Genomic DNA, 14,999 nt, shown 5'->3' on the forward strand with positions numbered 1-14,999 from the left:
AAGCGGCCCACGGCTCACCTCTCCCCCGGCCCCTCTCCCAAAGGGAGAGGGGAAAGCGGGCCTGCAGCCCGCCTGCCGAGCTGGAGCTCGGCGCTCCCGGGTTAAAACGCAATATCCGGCGGCGGCGCCACGCGCAGGACTTCGGATACCGTGGTGATGCCGGCGGCGACCTTTTTCGCCCCGGACAGCCGCAGGCTGTTCATGCCGCCGCGCATCGCCTGGCGGCGCAGCTGCTGCAGGTCGCAATCGTCCGTGACCAGGGCCTGGATCGATTCGGTGAACGGCAGTATCTCGTAGATCCCCTGGCGGCCGCGGTAGCCGGTGTTGCGACACTCCAGGCAACCCTCGGGCCGGTAGACCGTCTCCGGCACGGGCGCCTTCCAGGGGCGCACCAGCGCCTGCCAGTCCTCCTCGCGGACGTTGTCTTTCCGCTTGCACGCCGGGCACAGCGTGCGCACCAGGCGCTGGGCCATCACGCCCAGCACCGTGGACTTCAGCAGGTAGTGTGGCAGCCCCAGGTCCAGCAGGCGGGTCACCGCCGTGGGCGCGTCGTTGGTGTGCAGGGTGGAGATCACCAGGTGGCCGGTCAGCGCCGCCTGCACCGCCATCTGCGCCGTCTCCAGGTCGCGGATCTCGCCCACCATGATGATATCCGGGTCCTGGCGCATCAGGGTGCGGATACCGGCGGCGAAATCCAGGCCGATACTGTGGTGTACCTGGGTCTGGTTGAAGCTCTCTTCCACCATCTCGATCGGATCCTCGATGGTGGACACATTCACCTCGCTGGTGGCCAGCTGCTTGAGGCCGGTATAGAGGGTAGTGGTCTTGCCCGAGCCGGTGGGGCCGGTGACCAGCACGATACCGTTGGGCCGTCCCAGCATCGTCTGCCAGCGCGCCAGGTCCTCGCCACCCAGGCCCAGATCGCTGTAGGAGCGCGCCAGCACCTCCGGGTCGAAGATCCGCATGACCAGCTTCTCGCCGAAGGCCGTGGGCAGTGTCGACAGGCGCAGTTCCACCTCGCTGCCGTCCGGACGCTTGGTCTTGATACGGCCGTCCTGGGGTTTGCGCTTTTCGGCCACGTTCATGCGGCCGAGGATTTTCAGGCGGCTGGTGATGGCGGCGTTGACCTGGTCCGGCATCTCGTGGATCGGGTGCAGCACGCCGTCGATACGGAAGCGGATACGGCCGATATTCCGCCGCGGCTCGATATGGATATCGCTGGCGCGCTGGTCGAAGGCGTGCTGCAGCAGCCAGTCGACGATATTGACGATATGCTGGTCGTCGGCGTCCGGGTCCTTGAGCTTGCCCAGTTCCAGCAGCTGCTCGAAATTGCCGGCGCCGGAGCTGCCCTTGAGGCCGCTGGCACCGGAAATGGAGTTGGCCAGGGAATAGAACTCGACACAGTAGCGCTGGATATCCGCCGGATCCGCCACCACCCGCTTGACCGAGCGGTTGCTGGTGTGTTCCAGCTGTTCCTCCCAGCCGCTGGTATAGGGCTGAGCAGTCGCCACCAGCAGCATTTCACTGGTGGCCTCGACACACAGGATCTGGTGGCGCTTGGCGAACTGGAAGCTCATCACCTCGGTGACCGACCCCACATTCACCTTCAGTGGGTCGATATGGTAGAGCGTGTGGGAGGAGGAGTCGGCCAGCCACCGGGTCAGCGTCTCGGCGTCGAGCACCTTGCCCGCCTGCTTCTGGTTCTGCAGCTCGCAGCTGGCGATATACGACAGCGGGTGCATCTGCGCCTGCTCCGCGGTGCGCGGCGTGCCGATCAGGCGATTGGCATCCGCGCGGCTGACATAACCCAGCGAGACCAGATCCTCCAGCAATCCGGGAAGATCCAGCAGTCTGTCCGCCAATTTGCTCGCCGCCATGGGGAGGTCACCTTCTTCTATTCTTTTGAGGAGTCGATGGCGCATTGTAGCTCTATTGCAGCGCGCCGACAGTGCACCGTTAACGTGGCCCCGACGGCCCCGCCTCACACCGCTGTGACCGCCAACCCAAGTTACGGTAACATGCCCGCCACTTCGCATCCGAGCTGAGGAGCAAACCATGCCCCTGTCCAATATCGCCAGCCTGTTCGGCCGCTCGCCGATCAAACCGATCAAGGAGCACATGGCCGCCGCCCACGAGGCTTCCGCCGGCCTGGTGCCCTTCTTCGAGGCGCTGGTGGCCGGAGACCTGGCCGCCGCCGAGAAGGAGCAGAAAGGTATTTCTGCCAGTGAAAACCGCGCCGACGACATCAAGCGCGACCTGCGCCTGCACCTGCCGGACAGCCTGTTTATGCCGGTGTCCCGCTCCGACCTGCTGGAACTGCTGCACGCCCAGGACGAGGTGGCCAACACCGCGCAGGATATCGCCGGCCTGGCCATCGGCCGCAAGATGGAGATTCCCGCCAAGCTGCAGGCACTGATGAAGACCTTCGTCGACAGCGCCGTGGCCACCTCGGCCCAGGCGCTGCGCGCCATCAACGAGCTGGACGAATTGCTGGAGAGCGGCTTCGCCGGGCGCGAGGTGGATATTGCCAAGCGTATGACCGAAGAGTTGGACGACCTGGAGCGCAAGACCGACAAACTGGAAGTAGAAGTGCGCGCGGCATTGTTCAAGATCGAAAAAGACCTGCCGCCGGTGGATGTGATGTTCCTCTACCGGATCATCGAGTGGTTGGGCGATCTCGCCGACCGCGCCCACAGCGTGGGTAACCGTCTGCAGTTGTTATTGGCGCGTTAAAAGGGGGCGGCAATGGAAATTATCAGCCAATACGGCCACATCTTCCTGATCCTGGCCTGTGTTTTCGGTTTCTTCATGGCCTGGGGGGTCGGTGCCAACGACGTGGCCAATGCCATGGGCACCTCGGTGGGGTCCCGCGCCCTGACCGTCAAGCAGGCGATCCTGATCGCCATGGTGTTCGAGTTCGCCGGCGCCTACCTGGCCGGCGGCGAGGTCACGGCCACCATCCGCAAGGGCATCATCGACTCGGATATTTTTGCCGCGCAGCCGGAACTGCTGGTCTACGGCATGCTGTCGGCGCTGCTCGCCGCCGGCACCTGGCTGCTGATCGCCAGCCTGCTGGGCTGGCCGGTTTCCACCACCCATTCGATCGTGGGCGCCATCGTCGGCTTCTCCGCCGTGGGCATTTCCGTGGATGCGGTGGCCTGGGGCAAGGTGGGGTCCATCGTCGCCAGCTGGGTGGTGTCGCCGGTGCTCGCCGGTACCATCTCCTTCCTGCTGTTCCGCAGCGTGCAGAGACTGATCCTGAACAGTGAGGATCCGTTCGGCAACGCCAAGCGCTACATCCCCTTCTACATGTTCGCGGTCGGCTGGATGATCGCCATGGTCACCCTGACCAAAGGCCTGAAGCATGTGCTGAAGGACGCCAATATCGAGCTGAGCTTCCTGCAGGACGCCGGTATTGCCGCACTGGTGGGCCTGCTGGTGGCCGGCATCGGCATCGCCATGCTGAAGCGTATCAAGCGCGACCCGGCGCGGGAGAAGGACAACCGCTACGCCAACGTGGAGCGGGTCTTCGCCATCCTGATGGTCTTTACCGCCTGCGCCATGGCCTTCGCCCACGGCTCCAATGACGTCGCCAACGCGGTCGGCCCGCTGGCGGCGGTGGTCAACACGGTGCAGGTAGGCGCGGTGACCGCCAAGGCCACCATGCCGTCCTGGATACTGCTGCTCGGGGGCGCCGGTATCGTGATCGGCCTTGCCACCTACGGGTTCAAGGTGATGGCGACCATCGGCCGCAAGATCACCGAGCTGACCCCGAGCCGTGGCTTCGCCGCCGAGCTGGGCGCCGCCGCCACCGTGGTACTGGCCTCCGGCACCGGCCTGCCGATCTCCACCACCCACACGCTGGTGGGCGCAGTGCTGGGCGTGGGCCTGGCGCGCGGTATCGGCGCGCTGAACCTGCGCATGATCACTACCATCGCCGCGTCCTGGGTGGTCACACTGCCGGCCGGTGCCGGTATCGCGATCCTGTTCTTCTTTTTCTTCAAGGGCGTGTTCGGCTGACTGCCACAGCCTGCTCTGCCAGAAAAAAGGGGAAGCGGCCGCGCCGCCTCCCCTTTTTTGTACCCGCAGCACAATAAGGACAAATCCATGCAACTCCCCATCTACCAGGCCGACGCCTTCACCTCCAGGCTCTTTGGCGGCAACCCCGCCGCACTGGTGCCCCTGGAACAGTGGCTGGCGGACGACGTGCTGCAGGCCATTGCCGCGGAAAACAACCTGGCCGAGACCGCCTATATCGTCGCCGTCGAGCGGGGCTACGAACTGCGCTGGTTTACGCCCGTGGCCGAGGTGCCGCTGTGCGGTCACGCCACCCTGGTGGCCGCGCACCTGCTGTGGACAGAACTGGGTTACGCCGGTGGGGAGATTGCGTTCTTTACCCAAAGTGGCGAGCTGCGCGTGCGCCGCAGTGGCGAAACCATCGAAATGGATTTCCCGGCGCAGCCACCGACCGTCATAGCACTGGACCCGGACTACAGTACAGCGGTGGGCGCCACACCAGCGCGCGCGCTGGCGGTCGCCGACAATCTCGACATGATGGTACTGGAATTCGACAGTGCCGCCCGGGTGGCGGAACTGCTGCCGGATATGCGCGCGCTGGCCAGTCTCAAGCACCGCGGAGTGATCTGCACGGCGCCGGGCGGAAAGCGCCAATGCGATTTTGTCAGCCGGTTTTTTGCCCCCGCCATCGGCATCGACGAGGACCCGGTAACCGGCTCGGCACATACACTGCTGGTACCACTATGGGCGGAGAAGTTGGGTAAACGACACCTGGACGCGAGACAGATCTCGCCCCGCGGTGGCGAACTGGAGTGCGAACTGCGTGGCGACCGGGTACTGATGCGCGGCACCGCGGTGACCTATCTGCGCGGCCAGATCCGCCTGTAAACCACTGGACACACCCGGCCGATCCGCCTCACCAGTAGTGATAGTGCAGCCGCTCATTCTTGCGCGGCCCGTGGATCTGCCAGATAAGCTCCAGCTCGCTCTTGCCCACCAGCAGCTCGGCGCTGTAGGTATCGTCGCCACAAAAGTGCGGCTGTGTGGAGCGAAAGCCGTGCCCGGTGACCGGTTGCAGCTCGAACAGCAGCACCGGCTCGCCACGGCGCAGATGTTCGAGGCGCACGGCTTCCGGCAACAGCGTCCAACGGTAGGTGTTCTGCATCTCGACTCTGTGGCCATCGCTGCTGGTAAAGACGGCGCGCTCGCGGAACAATAGCTGCCGTTCGTCCGGCTCCACCCCGATACTGCCGCGACCGTGGCCACGCCAGTCGGTGGCGGAGCCGGGACCATTGCTGGCGTTGAAGCTGAACTCGCGAACTTTCGCAAGCCGTTTCCACAGCTGTGCCAACGCCTGATTCTGACCACTATCCACGGACCACCAACCACTCTCCCATGCCGCTACTGATTTTCGTCACTGTTCTCTGGGCCTTCTCTTTCAGCCTGATCGGAGTCTACCTGGCCGGCGCCGTGGACAGCTACTTCGCCGTACTGACCCGCATACTGCTGGCAGCGCTGGTGTTCCTGCCGCTGCTGCGCTTCCGCGCCTGCCCGCCGCGCACGGCCCTGGCGCTGATGGCGATCGGCGCCGTGCAGCTGGGGTTGATGTATCTTTTTTACTACCAGTCCTTCCTGCTGCTGGATGTACCGGAAGTACTGCTGTTCACGATTTTCACGCCGGTGTATATCTCGCTGCTGTACGACCTGCTGCAGAAGCGCTTCTCCCCCTGGAACCTGGCTGTCGCCACGCTGGCGGTATTCGGCGCCGCGGTGATCCGCTGGGGGCGGCCCGAGGGCGACTACTGGCTCGGTTTTCTGGTCGTCCAGGGCGCCAATCTCTGCTTTGCACTGGGGCAGGTGGCCTACAAGCAGTTTATGCAAAAGGCGCAGCCGCTGCCGTCGCGCCAGCTGTTCGGCTGGTTCTACCTCGGGGCGGCGCTGGTGGCAACAGTCGCCTGGCTGTGGCTGGGCGAACCGCAGTACCCGCAGACGACGGTACAGTGGGGCATCCTGCTGTGGCTGGGGCTGGTAGCCTCGGGGCTCGGCTATTTTCTCTGGAACAAGGGCGCCACCCGCGTCTCCGCCGGCACCCTGGCGGCCATGAACAACGCACTGATTCCGGCGGGGCTGCTGGTGAATCTGTTAATCTGGAATCGCGACGCCGACCTGGCGCGGCTGGCGCTGGGTGGCGCCATTATTGTCGCGGCGGTGGCCATCAACGAGTGGCGCCTGCGGCGTGAACGGACACTGGGACAAAGCCATGGATAAGCGTTATGGATAAAACGGTACCGAGCCTCAGGCAACAACTCGAACAGCTGGTGGCGAGCCCCAGCGTCAGCGCCACCGACCCGAAACTGGATATGGGCAACCGCCGCGTGGTGGAACTGCTCGGCGCCTGGCTGGAAACCCTGGGCTTCAACGTCGAGCTGATGCCGCTCGAAGGACAGCCGGACAAGGTGAACATGATCGCCACGCTGGGCACCGGGGACGGCGGCCTGATACTGGCCGGGCATACCGATACGGTGCCCTACGACGACGGCCTCTGGCAGTCGGATCCATTCAAGCTGGAGGAGCGGGACAACCGCCTCTACGGGCTCGGCAGCACCGACATGAAGGGCTTTTTCCCGCTCGCCATCGAAGCGGCGAAATCCTTTGTCGACAAGCCACTGCAACAACCGCTGATCATTCTCGCCACCGCCGACGAAGAGACCTCCATGGCCGGTGCGCGCGCACTGGTTGAGGCGGGGCGCCCCAAAGCGCGCTGCGCGGTGGTGGGCGAACCCACCGGCATGAAACCCATCCGCATGCACAAGGGCGTGATGATGGAAGCGGTGCGTATCACCGGCCATTCGGGCCACTCCTCCAACCCGGCGCTGGGAGCCAACGCGCTGGAGGCGATGCACAGCGCGATCGGCGAGTTGCTGAAACTGCGCGGCGAGTGGCAGAACCGCTACAACAACCCGGGCTTTGCGGTACCGGTGCCGACGATGAACCTCGGTTGCATCCACGGCGGCGACAACCCGAACCGCATCTGTGGCTTTGCCGAACTGCAGTTCGATGTGCGGCCGCTGCCGGGCATGGCGCTCGCCGACCTGCGCGCGGAACTGGACCGGCGGTTGCACTCGGCCGTCAGCGACGAAAAAATCCGGCTCGAATACGCACCGCTGTTTCTCGGCACCGAGGCTTTCGAGCAGGACGCGCAATCGGAGCTGGTAAAAGTCGCGGAGAAGCTGACCGGCCACAGCGCCGGGTCCGTCGCTTTCGGCACCGAGGCACCCTATTTCAAGGACATGGGTATCGACACCATCGTCCTCGGCCCCGGCGATATCGACCAGGCGCACCAGCCGGACGAGTATCTGGGGCTGGAGCGGATAGAGCCGATGGTGGACGTGCTGCGGGGACTGATTGCGAAGTTCTGCCTGTAATGATTTCCGCTTGCTTTCCGTAGGGTGCGCCGTGCGCACCACCTCGAGTCGGTGCGGGTTTCGGGCTTTCCGGTGCGCACGGCGTACCCTGCGGCTTCGACATTCATCCGGAGTCCCGAATCCCGATTTGCGGTATATTCGACTGAGTCTTTTATTGAAATACATGGAAAATTAACCGAGTGAGCGACAACAACGCCTCCCTGAACTGGTTCCGTCACGCCGCACCCTATATCAACGACCTGCGCGGCCGCACGCTGGTGATCGGTATCCCCGGCGATGCGCTGGAACACGCGAATTTCCGCAACCTGGTGCACGACCTGGCGCTGCTGGCCAGCCTGGGCGTTCGCCTGGTGGTGGTGCACGGCGCGCGCGCGCAGGTGAACCGCGCGCTGGCAGAGCGCGGTATCGAGAGCCGCTTTCACGGCAACACGCGGGTAACCGACCGGGATACGCTGGAGATCATCAAGGCCGCCGTCGGCAAGCTGCGGTTCGAGATAGAGGCGGCCTTTTCCCAGGGGCTGCCGGATTCCCCCATGGCCCGCTCGGCACTGAAGGTGATTTCCGGCAATTTCGTAACCGCGCGCCCGATCGGCGTGCTGGATGGCATCGACCTGCGCTGGACCGGCCGCGTGCGGCGCATGGAGGTCAACACCGTCGAGCGCGCGCTGGACAAGGGCGCACTGGTCCTGCTGTCGCCGCTCGGTACCTCGCTGACCGGCGAGCTGTTCAATCTCAATTACCTGGACCTGGCCGCCGAAGCGGCGCAGGCACTGGGGGCGGAGAAGCTGGTGCTGTTCCGCGAGGAACCGCAGTTGCAGCTGGACGGCGAGGCGATCTACGAACTGAGTATCGTGCGGGCCGAACAGGTGGCCGACCGCATCGACAGCGAGGCCCTCGCCTGTGCCATCCGCGCCTGCAATACCGGCACGCCGCGCACACACCTGCTCAGCTACGCCCGCGACGGCGTCCTGCTGCAGGAACTGTTCCGCCGCGAGGGCGCCGGCACCATGATTTACCGCGATAGCTACGAGGTAGTGCGCCGGGCGCGGATCACCGATGTGGGCGGTATCCTCGGCCTGATCCGGCCGCTGGAAAAACAGGGCATTCTCGTGCGCCGCTCGCGGGAAAAGCTGGAGGCTGAGATCGATCACTTTACACTGGTGGAAGTGGACGGCACGCCGGTGGCCTGCGCGGCGCTGTACCCGATCCAGGACGAACAGGGCAGGACAGTCGCGGCCGAAGTCGCCTGCGTGGCGATACATCCGCAGTTCAGGAGCGGCGGCCGCGGCGCCAAGCTGATGCAGCACCTGGAACGGCAGGCCAGCACCCTGGGGTTGGATGAACTCTACGTACTGACCACCCAGGCGGAGCACTGGTTTATCGAGCGCGGTTTCCGCCAGGTGGCGGTGGAGGACCTGCCGGCCGCGCGGCAATCGCTATACAATATCCAACGCAATTCGCGCATTCTTTGTAAACGGCTGTCGCCGCAATAATCTCCCTTTCAGCGGCAGCTATTTGAGATGACTATTGCGGCCTGGATCGACTTGCAAGCTTTTTGCGCAAAATCTTCACAATTTTGTTAACCTGCGGGCCCCGATTGGGAAGCGGCGGCTTCCGGCTGCCCTGCCCCCTCTCCCGAACGGAGAGGCGGAAAGATGTAAATGCATGAGCCAATAGCGGAATTCCTACTATGCCCGAGTATCGCTCCCGTACCTCCACCGCCGGTCGCAACATGGCCGGTGCCCGCGCCCTGTGGCGCGCCACCGGTATGAAGGACGACGATTTCCACAAGCCGATCATCGCCGTGGCCAACTCCTTTACCCAGTTCGTGCCCGGGCACGTGCACCTGAAGGACATGGGCCAGTTGGTGGCGCGGGAAATCGAGCGGGCCGGCGGCGTGGCCAAGGAGTTCAACACCATCGCCGTGGACGACGGTATCGCCATGGGCCACGACGGCATGCTCTACAGCCTGCCCAGTCGCGAGATCATCGCCGATTCGGTGGAGTATATGGCCAATGCCCACTGCGCCGATGCGCTGGTGTGCATCTCCAACTGCGACAAGATTACGCCGGGCATGCTGATGGCGGCCATGCGGCTGAATATCCCGGTGATTTTCGTCTCCGGTGGCCCGATGGAAGCGGGCAAGACCAAGCTCGCCGACCACAAGCTGGACCTGGTGGATGCGATGGTGATCGCCGCCACCGATTCCGCCTCCGACGAACAGGTGGCCGAGTACGAGCGCTCCGCCTGCCCCACCTGTGGCTCCTGCTCCGGCATGTTCACAGCCAACTCGATGAACTGCCTGACCGAGGCCCTGGGCCTGTCGCTGCCCGGCAACGGCACCCTGCTGGCCACCCACGCGGATCGCGAGGCGCTGTTCCTGCGCGCCGGGCGCGAGATCGTCGCGCTGGCGAAGCGTTACTACGAAGGCGACGACGACTCGGCCCTGCCGCGCAACATTGCCAACCGCGCGGCGTTCGAGAACGCCATGGCGCTGGATATCGCCATGGGCGGCTCCACCAATACCATCCTGCACCTGCTCGCCACAGCGCAGGAGGGCGAGGTGGATTTCGACCTGCAGGATATCGACAAGCTGTCGCGCGGCATCCCGCAACTGTGCAAAGTGGCGCCCAATACACAGAAATACCACATCGAGGACGTGCACCGCGCCGGCGGCGTGATGGCGATTCTCGGCGAGCTGGAGGCAGCCGGATTGCTGGACGCCTCACTGCCGACGGTCCACAGCAATTCGATGAAGGAGGCACTGGACCTGTGGGATATCCGCCGCACCGACGATCCGGAAGTGCACAAGTTCTTCCGCGCCGGTCCAGCCGGCATTCCCACGCAGACGGCCTTCAGCCAGGACTGCCGCTGGAATAATCTCGACGGCGACCGCGAGAACGGCTGTATCCGTTCGGTGAAACACGCCTACTCCCCCGAGGGCGGCCTGGCAGTGCTGTTCGGCAACCTGGCGCCGAACGGCTGTGTGGTGAAGACCTCCGGTGTGGAGGAGGAAGCGTGGAAATTTGAAGGGCCGGCGCATATCGTCGAAAGCCAGGAGGCCGCAGTGGCCGATATTCTCGACGGCCGGGTCCAGGCCGGTTCCGCGGTGATTATCCGCTACGAGGGTCCCAAAGGCGGCCCCGGCATGCAGGAGATGTTGTATCCCACCAGTTACCTGAAATCCAAGGGGCTGGGCAAGTCCTGCGCATTGATCACCGATGGCCGCTTTTCCGGCGGCACCTCGGGCCTGTCGATCGGCCATGTATCCCCGGAAGCAGCCTCCGGCGGCGCCATCGCCCTGATCGAGAACGGCGATACGGTGCGCATCGATATCCCGGCGCGCACCATCGAAATCGCGATCGACGACGCGGAACTGCAGCGGCGCCGCGCTGCGATGGACGCGAAGGGAGACAAAGGCTGGAAACCGGTGGAACAGCGGCCGCGCAAGGTAAGCAAGGCGCTGAAGGCCTATGCGCTGCTGGCCACCAGCGCGGATCGCGGGGCTGTGCGGGAGATCGACTGATCCCCCAGTGGTGCGCACGGCGCACCCTACGGCAACCTGTAGGGTGCGTCGCGCGCAAGCTCTCTAATCGGCCATTCTATAGCGGATGCGATTGCGCACACCGGTGCGCTCAACCGCGACGCCATCTTCCAGCTGCGGCTGGTACTTGAACCGCTCCACCGCCGCCACTGCCGAACGGTTGAAGATTTCCGTCGGCTGGCCGGCGCTGTCGTAACCCGCTATAGCGCGCGCATCCCGCACACTGCCATTGGCGGTAATCGTAAACTCCACCACCACATAGCCCTCCAGGCCACGGCGCAACGCCACACGCGGATACTGTGGCGCCGTCTTGAAGATCGGTACCGGTGCGCGCGAGACAATACTGGGATCGAAACCGGGCCCATCGGAATACGGCGGTGCCACGACCGTCGGTACCTCCACCGGCTCCACCGAAGGGTCTATCCGCGTCGTTACCGGCTGCGGGGGCGGCGTATCCGGACGCACCGGCGGCTCGCTTTTGCGCACGGTGGGCTCGACCGTCGGCATAACAACCGACTGCACCTTCGGATAGGGATTCGCGGTCGGCTCCTCATAGTCCGTCGCGATCAAACGAGTCATTACCGCAAGCAACAACAGCGTGATCAGTCCGGCCAGGACGAGACTGCGCCCGTATAGGCCGAACTGGCCGGCGCTGAACATCATTGGTGGGGGATTTAGCGAATAAGCTCTATCCATAACACCTCTCCTTTTTATATTGGGTGTCGAATTGGACCGACAACGGGGTCGGCAATGGAAAAGCTGATCAGCTACTTTTACTTAATAGTAGAAATATACGAATATGCAAATAATTCGCAGTTGCATGTACAGTATTTATCCAATCCGTACACACAGACAGCGAAATGGCCGGTCCCGGAAGTAGCTCGAAACCGGACGGGCAATCCCCCGGGACGAAACAAAACCCCAAAAAAAAGGCCACACATTGCTGTGTGGCCTTTGCCGGCGGAGGCATGTGGCAATCAGATTGCCAGCTGCTCCTCGCGGCTTTTCTCCGTTTTCACGAATTCGATCCACTGATTCGCGAACTTCTCTGAGCGCTCGTCTTTCTTGGCCTTTTCCAGGTTCTTCAGCGCGGTGTCGTACTTCTTCAGGTTGGCGTTGGCCATCCCCAGTACGATGTAGAGCTGATCCGGCCGTTTCAGGTCGCCCTTCTTCAGTGCCTTGCCACCCATTTCCAGGGCTTTCTCATTCTTGTCCAGGTCCAGGTAGATACCGGCCAGACGGGAATAGAGTTCGCCCTCCTCGGACAGCTTGGCTGCGGCTTCCAGTTGCGGGATCGACTTCTGCAGCTCCTGTGCCATCTGGTAAGCCTGTGCCAGGGTTTCCAGATTCTTGGAGGTGCGCTCGATCTTCTTCTCGTCGATTCCCTTCTTGATAACTTTCGCGCCCTTGTAGGGCACTTCGTTACCCATAAAGAGATAGGCCATATTCAACAGCTCTTTCTCTTTCTGCAGGGCACCGGCGATATAGGCCGCTTCCATCATGTGCAGCTGGTCCTTCTCGCGCTTCAGCTCGCCGTACATGCCGGACAGCTGCTTGTAGTACTCGCCTTTCGGGTAGTACTTCACGAGTTTTTCCAGAATGCTGGTGACCTTTTTGTAGTCGTTTTTCTCATAGTAGAGAAAACGCTGCAGGCTCAACCAGTTCTCTTTCGGCACCTTGCCATCGGCCTCGAACATGGACACCGCTTTGTTGATGTCCCGCAGCGCGCCGTCTTCATCACCATTCTGGTAATGGGCCTGGCCACGCAGCGCGTAGTCGGTGGCACTGACTGTCTCGGCGCGATCGAACCAGCGGTTCAGGTACTTCAGCGCCTGGCCAAAGTCCTCGGTCACCATGTACAGCTGGGCGATGGTCTTGATCGAGTTCAACTCGGTGCCGACCGGGATATTCTCCACGCCCTGTGCCAGTACGTTCTTGTAGGAAGCAATCGCCTGGTTGTAGCGCTCCATGCTGTAGTAGACAAAGCCGTAGAAGAAGTACATCTGCGCCTTTTCATAGGCGTTGTACTTGTCCTTGCCTTCCTCCATGTCGCGCAGGGCTGCCAGGGCCGCGTTCCAGTCCTCGGCGTCCGCCGCTTCCTGAACCTTGCCCAGCTTTTTGAAGACGTTCTCACGCATGGCCGGAACCTTGCGCGTTTCCTCTGCCGCTGAAGCCTGGGCAAAGGGGGCGGATACGCCCACCGCTTCCAGCACGGTAACACTGACCGCCGGTGCCATTACCAGGGGCAGCGCCACAGACGTGCGCAAGACGAATCTGGAGATTCCCTTCGTCATGGTCGTCATTTTCATAATGCTTCCCCTTTAATCTTCGGCCAGGTTAAAGCTGATCTTGGTTTTTACACCAGGTACTTCGATCGGCTCACCGTCGACCACCCGCGGCTTGTACTTGTACTTCAGCGCCGACTTCACCGCTGCGCGGTTGAAGATGGAAGTGGGGTTGCCGTCATTAGTGAAAGCCTCCACCACACGCGCGTCACGCACAGAGCCGTTTTTGGTTACGGTGTATTCGACAATCGCATAGCCTTCGATACCGCGGCTCAGGGCCCGACGCGGATACTGCGGCGCCACCTTCACGATGGGCAGGTAATCGCCCTCGCTGGCAAAGCCACCGATCCCGCCCAGCTCCACCTGTGTACCGCCGGTAGGCGCAGACATGTTGAGGGCGTTATCCACGTTCGGATCGTCGAACTCGGGTTCGGGCATTTCCGGCGGCGGAGTTTCCGGCTCTTCCGGTTTCTCCGGCTTGCTGGTGTCGTACTGTGTTTCGATCTTCTGCTCAGGCATCACAACATCGGCGACCTTGAAGCTTTGCTCCTCTTCGGGAGTCCCCAGGTTCGCCTGGATCAGCGCATGCATGGTGAAGATCAGGCCAAAGGTGGTGACTACCGCCAACACACCCGACCCTAATAGTCTTACCGGATTCATAGCTGTTAACTCTTTTCTGTCGCGACCGAAACTTTCTGGATATCAAGCTCCCTGGCCGCCTCGGCAATCAGGGCGATCTTCTCGATACTCGCCTTCTTATCGGGCTGGATCACGATCCACCCCTTGGGATTCTGCGAACGAAGGCGTTCCAGGGTGATTTTCACCTGGCGCTCGTCGACCTCTTCCTTGTCGATCCAGATTTCGTCGTTGGCGTTGATCGCTACCAGAATAGAGGTGGCTTTGAGTTCGGATTGTGTCGCTTCCGGCTTGACTACATCCTCGCCCGGCACCTTGATAAAGGTGGCCGTGACGATAAAGAAGATCAGCATGATGAACACCACGTCCAGCATGGGCGTGAGGTCAATTGCACCCTGTTCGTCTTCTGCCGTTTTTTGTCTTTTGCTCATAGCAACTCTCTTAGCAACTTTCTCGGCAGGGACTCTCGAGGAGAGCCCCCGGCGAAAGTCTCTGGCTTGGCTAAACCTTCAGCAGATAAGCGCACCTCGCGGCTCCGCTTACTGCAGTATGTGGTGCTTTAGTGATCCATCGTCAGATGGTCTTCGAGCAGCTGGGTTTCGCGCTCCGCCTTGCGGCTGATATAGGTGTTGGCAAACACGCCGGACAGGGCGGCAACCATACCCGCCATTGTCGGGATAGTCGCCATGGATACACCACTGGCCATCTGTTTGGCATCACCACCGCCGGTAATCGCGAGAACCTCGAACACGTTGATCATGCCCCAGACCGTACCCAGCAGCCCGAACAGGGGCGCCAGGGAAACACAGGCCTGGATCATATCCATGTTGTCATCGATTTTCTCGGATACCCGCGAGATCAGCGCTTCGCGAATGCGGTGGGCTCCCCAGGATTTGCGCTCGGAGCGCTCCTCCCATTGGTCCACCGCGCCCTGAACGTCGCTCTTCAACCCCTTGTGGAAGTAGAAGACACGTTCGAAGATCAGCGTCCACATAAAGAAGGTCAGGCCGGCGATCAGAAGCAGTACTGGCCCGCCCGACGCCATAAAGGCGTTGACGGCGGCCCATGCGTCATACAATGCGTGCATGTTGC

The 14,999-nt window shown here is 62.5% G+C and carries 14 protein-coding genes; 7 read left to right on the forward strand and 7 right to left on the reverse strand.

Annotated elements, in window-relative coordinates; translation table 11 throughout:
• Nucleotides 1-101: 101 nt before the first annotated feature.
• A complete protein-coding gene (gene tfpB, locus MWN76_RS09195; protein ID WP_250461111.1) occupies nt 102-1,877 on the reverse strand; it encodes a type IV pilus assembly ATPase TfpB in 1,776 nt (591 codons plus the stop codon).
• 178 nt (nt 1,878-2,055) lie between these two features.
• Here tfpB and MWN76_RS09200 point away from each other — a divergent pair, with 178 nt between their 5' ends.
• The 3 genes from MWN76_RS09200 to MWN76_RS09210 all read left to right on the forward strand — a co-directional run bounded on the left by MWN76_RS09200 (nt 2,056) and on the right by MWN76_RS09210 (nt 4,905).
• Complete coding sequence (locus MWN76_RS09200) at nt 2,056-2,733, forward strand: TIGR00153 family protein (RefSeq protein WP_250461112.1); 678 nt, start codon at nt 2,056-2,058, stop codon at nt 2,731-2,733.
• Nucleotides 2,734-2,745: 12 nt separating this feature from the next.
• Complete coding sequence (locus MWN76_RS09205; RefSeq protein WP_250461113.1) at nt 2,746-4,020, forward strand: inorganic phosphate transporter; 1,275 nt, start codon at nt 2,746-2,748, stop codon at nt 4,018-4,020.
• An 87-nt stretch (nt 4,021-4,107) separates the two neighbouring features.
• Nucleotides 4,108-4,905: a PhzF family phenazine biosynthesis protein gene (locus MWN76_RS09210; protein ID WP_250461114.1), complete on the forward strand. Its 798-nt coding sequence runs from the start codon at nt 4,108-4,110 to the stop codon at nt 4,903-4,905.
• Between the two features lie 28 nt (nt 4,906-4,933).
• On the opposite strand, the gene MWN76_RS09215 is transcribed toward MWN76_RS09210, so the two are convergent.
• The gene (locus tag MWN76_RS09215) at nt 4,934-5,368 is read right to left on the reverse strand and encodes a DUF6314 family protein (protein WP_250461115.1); all 435 of its coding nucleotides are present in this window, start codon (nt 5,366-5,368) and stop codon (nt 4,934-4,936) included.
• Nucleotides 5,369-5,412: 44 nt separating this feature from the next.
• On the opposite strand from MWN76_RS09215, the gene MWN76_RS09220 reads away from it, so the two are divergent.
• The 4 genes from MWN76_RS09220 (at nt 5,413) to ilvD (ending at nt 10,968) form a co-directional block, all read left to right on the forward strand.
• Nucleotides 5,413-6,285 carry a carboxylate/amino acid/amine transporter gene (locus MWN76_RS09220; protein ID WP_250461116.1) on the forward strand — a complete coding sequence of 291 codons (873 nt, stop codon included), beginning with the start codon at nt 5,413-5,415 and terminating at the stop codon, nt 6,283-6,285.
• 5 nt (nt 6,286-6,290) lie between these two features.
• Nucleotides 6,291-7,442 carry an acetylornithine deacetylase gene (gene argE / locus MWN76_RS09225; protein ID WP_250461117.1) on the forward strand — a complete coding sequence of 384 codons (1,152 nt, stop codon included), beginning with the start codon at nt 6,291-6,293 and terminating at the stop codon, nt 7,440-7,442.
• A 179-nt stretch (nt 7,443-7,621) separates the two neighbouring features.
• Nucleotides 7,622-8,935, forward strand: coding sequence for an amino-acid N-acetyltransferase (gene argA / locus MWN76_RS09230; RefSeq protein WP_250461118.1), 1,314 nt, complete (start codon nt 7,622-7,624; stop codon nt 8,933-8,935).
• Nucleotides 8,936-9,132: 197 nt separating this feature from the next.
• Nucleotides 9,133-10,968 (forward strand): dihydroxy-acid dehydratase, encoded by a 1,836-nt coding sequence (gene ilvD / locus MWN76_RS09235; RefSeq protein WP_250461119.1) that lies wholly within the window; start codon nt 9,133-9,135, stop codon nt 10,966-10,968.
• A 63-nt stretch (nt 10,969-11,031) separates the two neighbouring features.
• On the opposite strand, the gene MWN76_RS09240 is transcribed toward ilvD, so the two are convergent.
• The 5 genes from MWN76_RS09240 to MWN76_RS09260 all read right to left on the reverse strand — a co-directional run bounded on the left by MWN76_RS09240 (nt 11,032) and on the right by MWN76_RS09260 (nt 14,994).
• Complete coding sequence (locus MWN76_RS09240; protein ID WP_250461120.1) at nt 11,032-11,682, reverse strand: energy transducer TonB; 651 nt, start codon at nt 11,680-11,682, stop codon at nt 11,032-11,034.
• 281 nt (nt 11,683-11,963) lie between these two features.
• Nucleotides 11,964-13,295, reverse strand: a complete 1,332-nt coding sequence (locus tag MWN76_RS09245; RefSeq protein ID WP_250461121.1) for a tetratricopeptide repeat protein — start codon at nt 13,293-13,295, stop codon at nt 11,964-11,966.
• Nucleotides 13,296-13,307: 12 nt separating this feature from the next.
• Entirely contained in the window at nt 13,308-13,931 is a 624-nt protein-coding gene (locus MWN76_RS09250; RefSeq protein WP_250461122.1) for an energy transducer TonB, read from the reverse strand.
• A 5-nt stretch (nt 13,932-13,936) separates the two neighbouring features.
• Complete coding sequence (locus tag MWN76_RS09255) at nt 13,937-14,338, reverse strand: ExbD/TolR family protein (protein WP_250461123.1); 402 nt, start codon at nt 14,336-14,338, stop codon at nt 13,937-13,939.
• Between the two features lie 128 nt (nt 14,339-14,466).
• On the reverse strand, nt 14,467-14,994 hold the full coding sequence (locus MWN76_RS09260; protein ID WP_250461124.1) for a MotA/TolQ/ExbB proton channel family protein: 528 nt from the start codon (nt 14,992-14,994) through the stop codon (nt 14,467-14,469).
• Between the last annotated feature and the right edge of the window lie 5 nt (nt 14,995-14,999).

Source organism: Microbulbifer litoralis, assembly GCF_023634065.1.
GTDB lineage: Bacteria > Pseudomonadota > Gammaproteobacteria > Pseudomonadales > Cellvibrionaceae > Microbulbifer > Microbulbifer litoralis.

Coding starts and splice junctions, on each gene's coding strand:
- tfpB (WP_250461111.1), bottom strand. CDS start 1,877: ATGGCGGCGAGCAAATTGGCGGACAGACTGCTGGATCTTCCCGGATTG.
- MWN76_RS09200 (WP_250461112.1), top strand. CDS start 2,056: ATGCCCCTGTCCAATATCGCCAGCCTGTTCGGCCGCTCGCCGATCAAA.
- MWN76_RS09205 (WP_250461113.1), top strand. CDS start 2,746: ATGGAAATTATCAGCCAATACGGCCACATCTTCCTGATCCTGGCCTGT.
- MWN76_RS09210 (WP_250461114.1), top strand. CDS start 4,108: ATGCAACTCCCCATCTACCAGGCCGACGCCTTCACCTCCAGGCTCTTT.
- MWN76_RS09220 (WP_250461116.1), top strand. CDS start 5,413: ATGCCGCTACTGATTTTCGTCACTGTTCTCTGGGCCTTCTCTTTCAGC.
- argE (WP_250461117.1), top strand. CDS start 6,291: ATGGATAAAACGGTACCGAGCCTCAGGCAACAACTCGAACAGCTGGTG.
- ilvD (WP_250461119.1), top strand. CDS start 9,133: ATGCCCGAGTATCGCTCCCGTACCTCCACCGCCGGTCGCAACATGGCC.
- MWN76_RS09240 (WP_250461120.1), bottom strand. CDS start 11,682: ATGGATAGAGCTTATTCGCTAAATCCCCCACCAATGATGTTCAGCGCC.
- MWN76_RS09245 (WP_250461121.1), bottom strand. CDS start 13,295: ATGAAAATGACGACCATGACGAAGGGAATCTCCAGATTCGTCTTGCGC.
- MWN76_RS09250 (WP_250461122.1), bottom strand. CDS start 13,931: ATGAATCCGGTAAGACTATTAGGGTCGGGTGTGTTGGCGGTAGTCACC.
- MWN76_RS09255 (WP_250461123.1), bottom strand. CDS start 14,338: ATGAGCAAAAGACAAAAAACGGCAGAAGACGAACAGGGTGCAATTGAC.
- MWN76_RS09260 (WP_250461124.1), bottom strand. CDS start 14,994: ATGCACGCATTGTATGACGCATGGGCCGCCGTCAACGCCTTTATGGCG.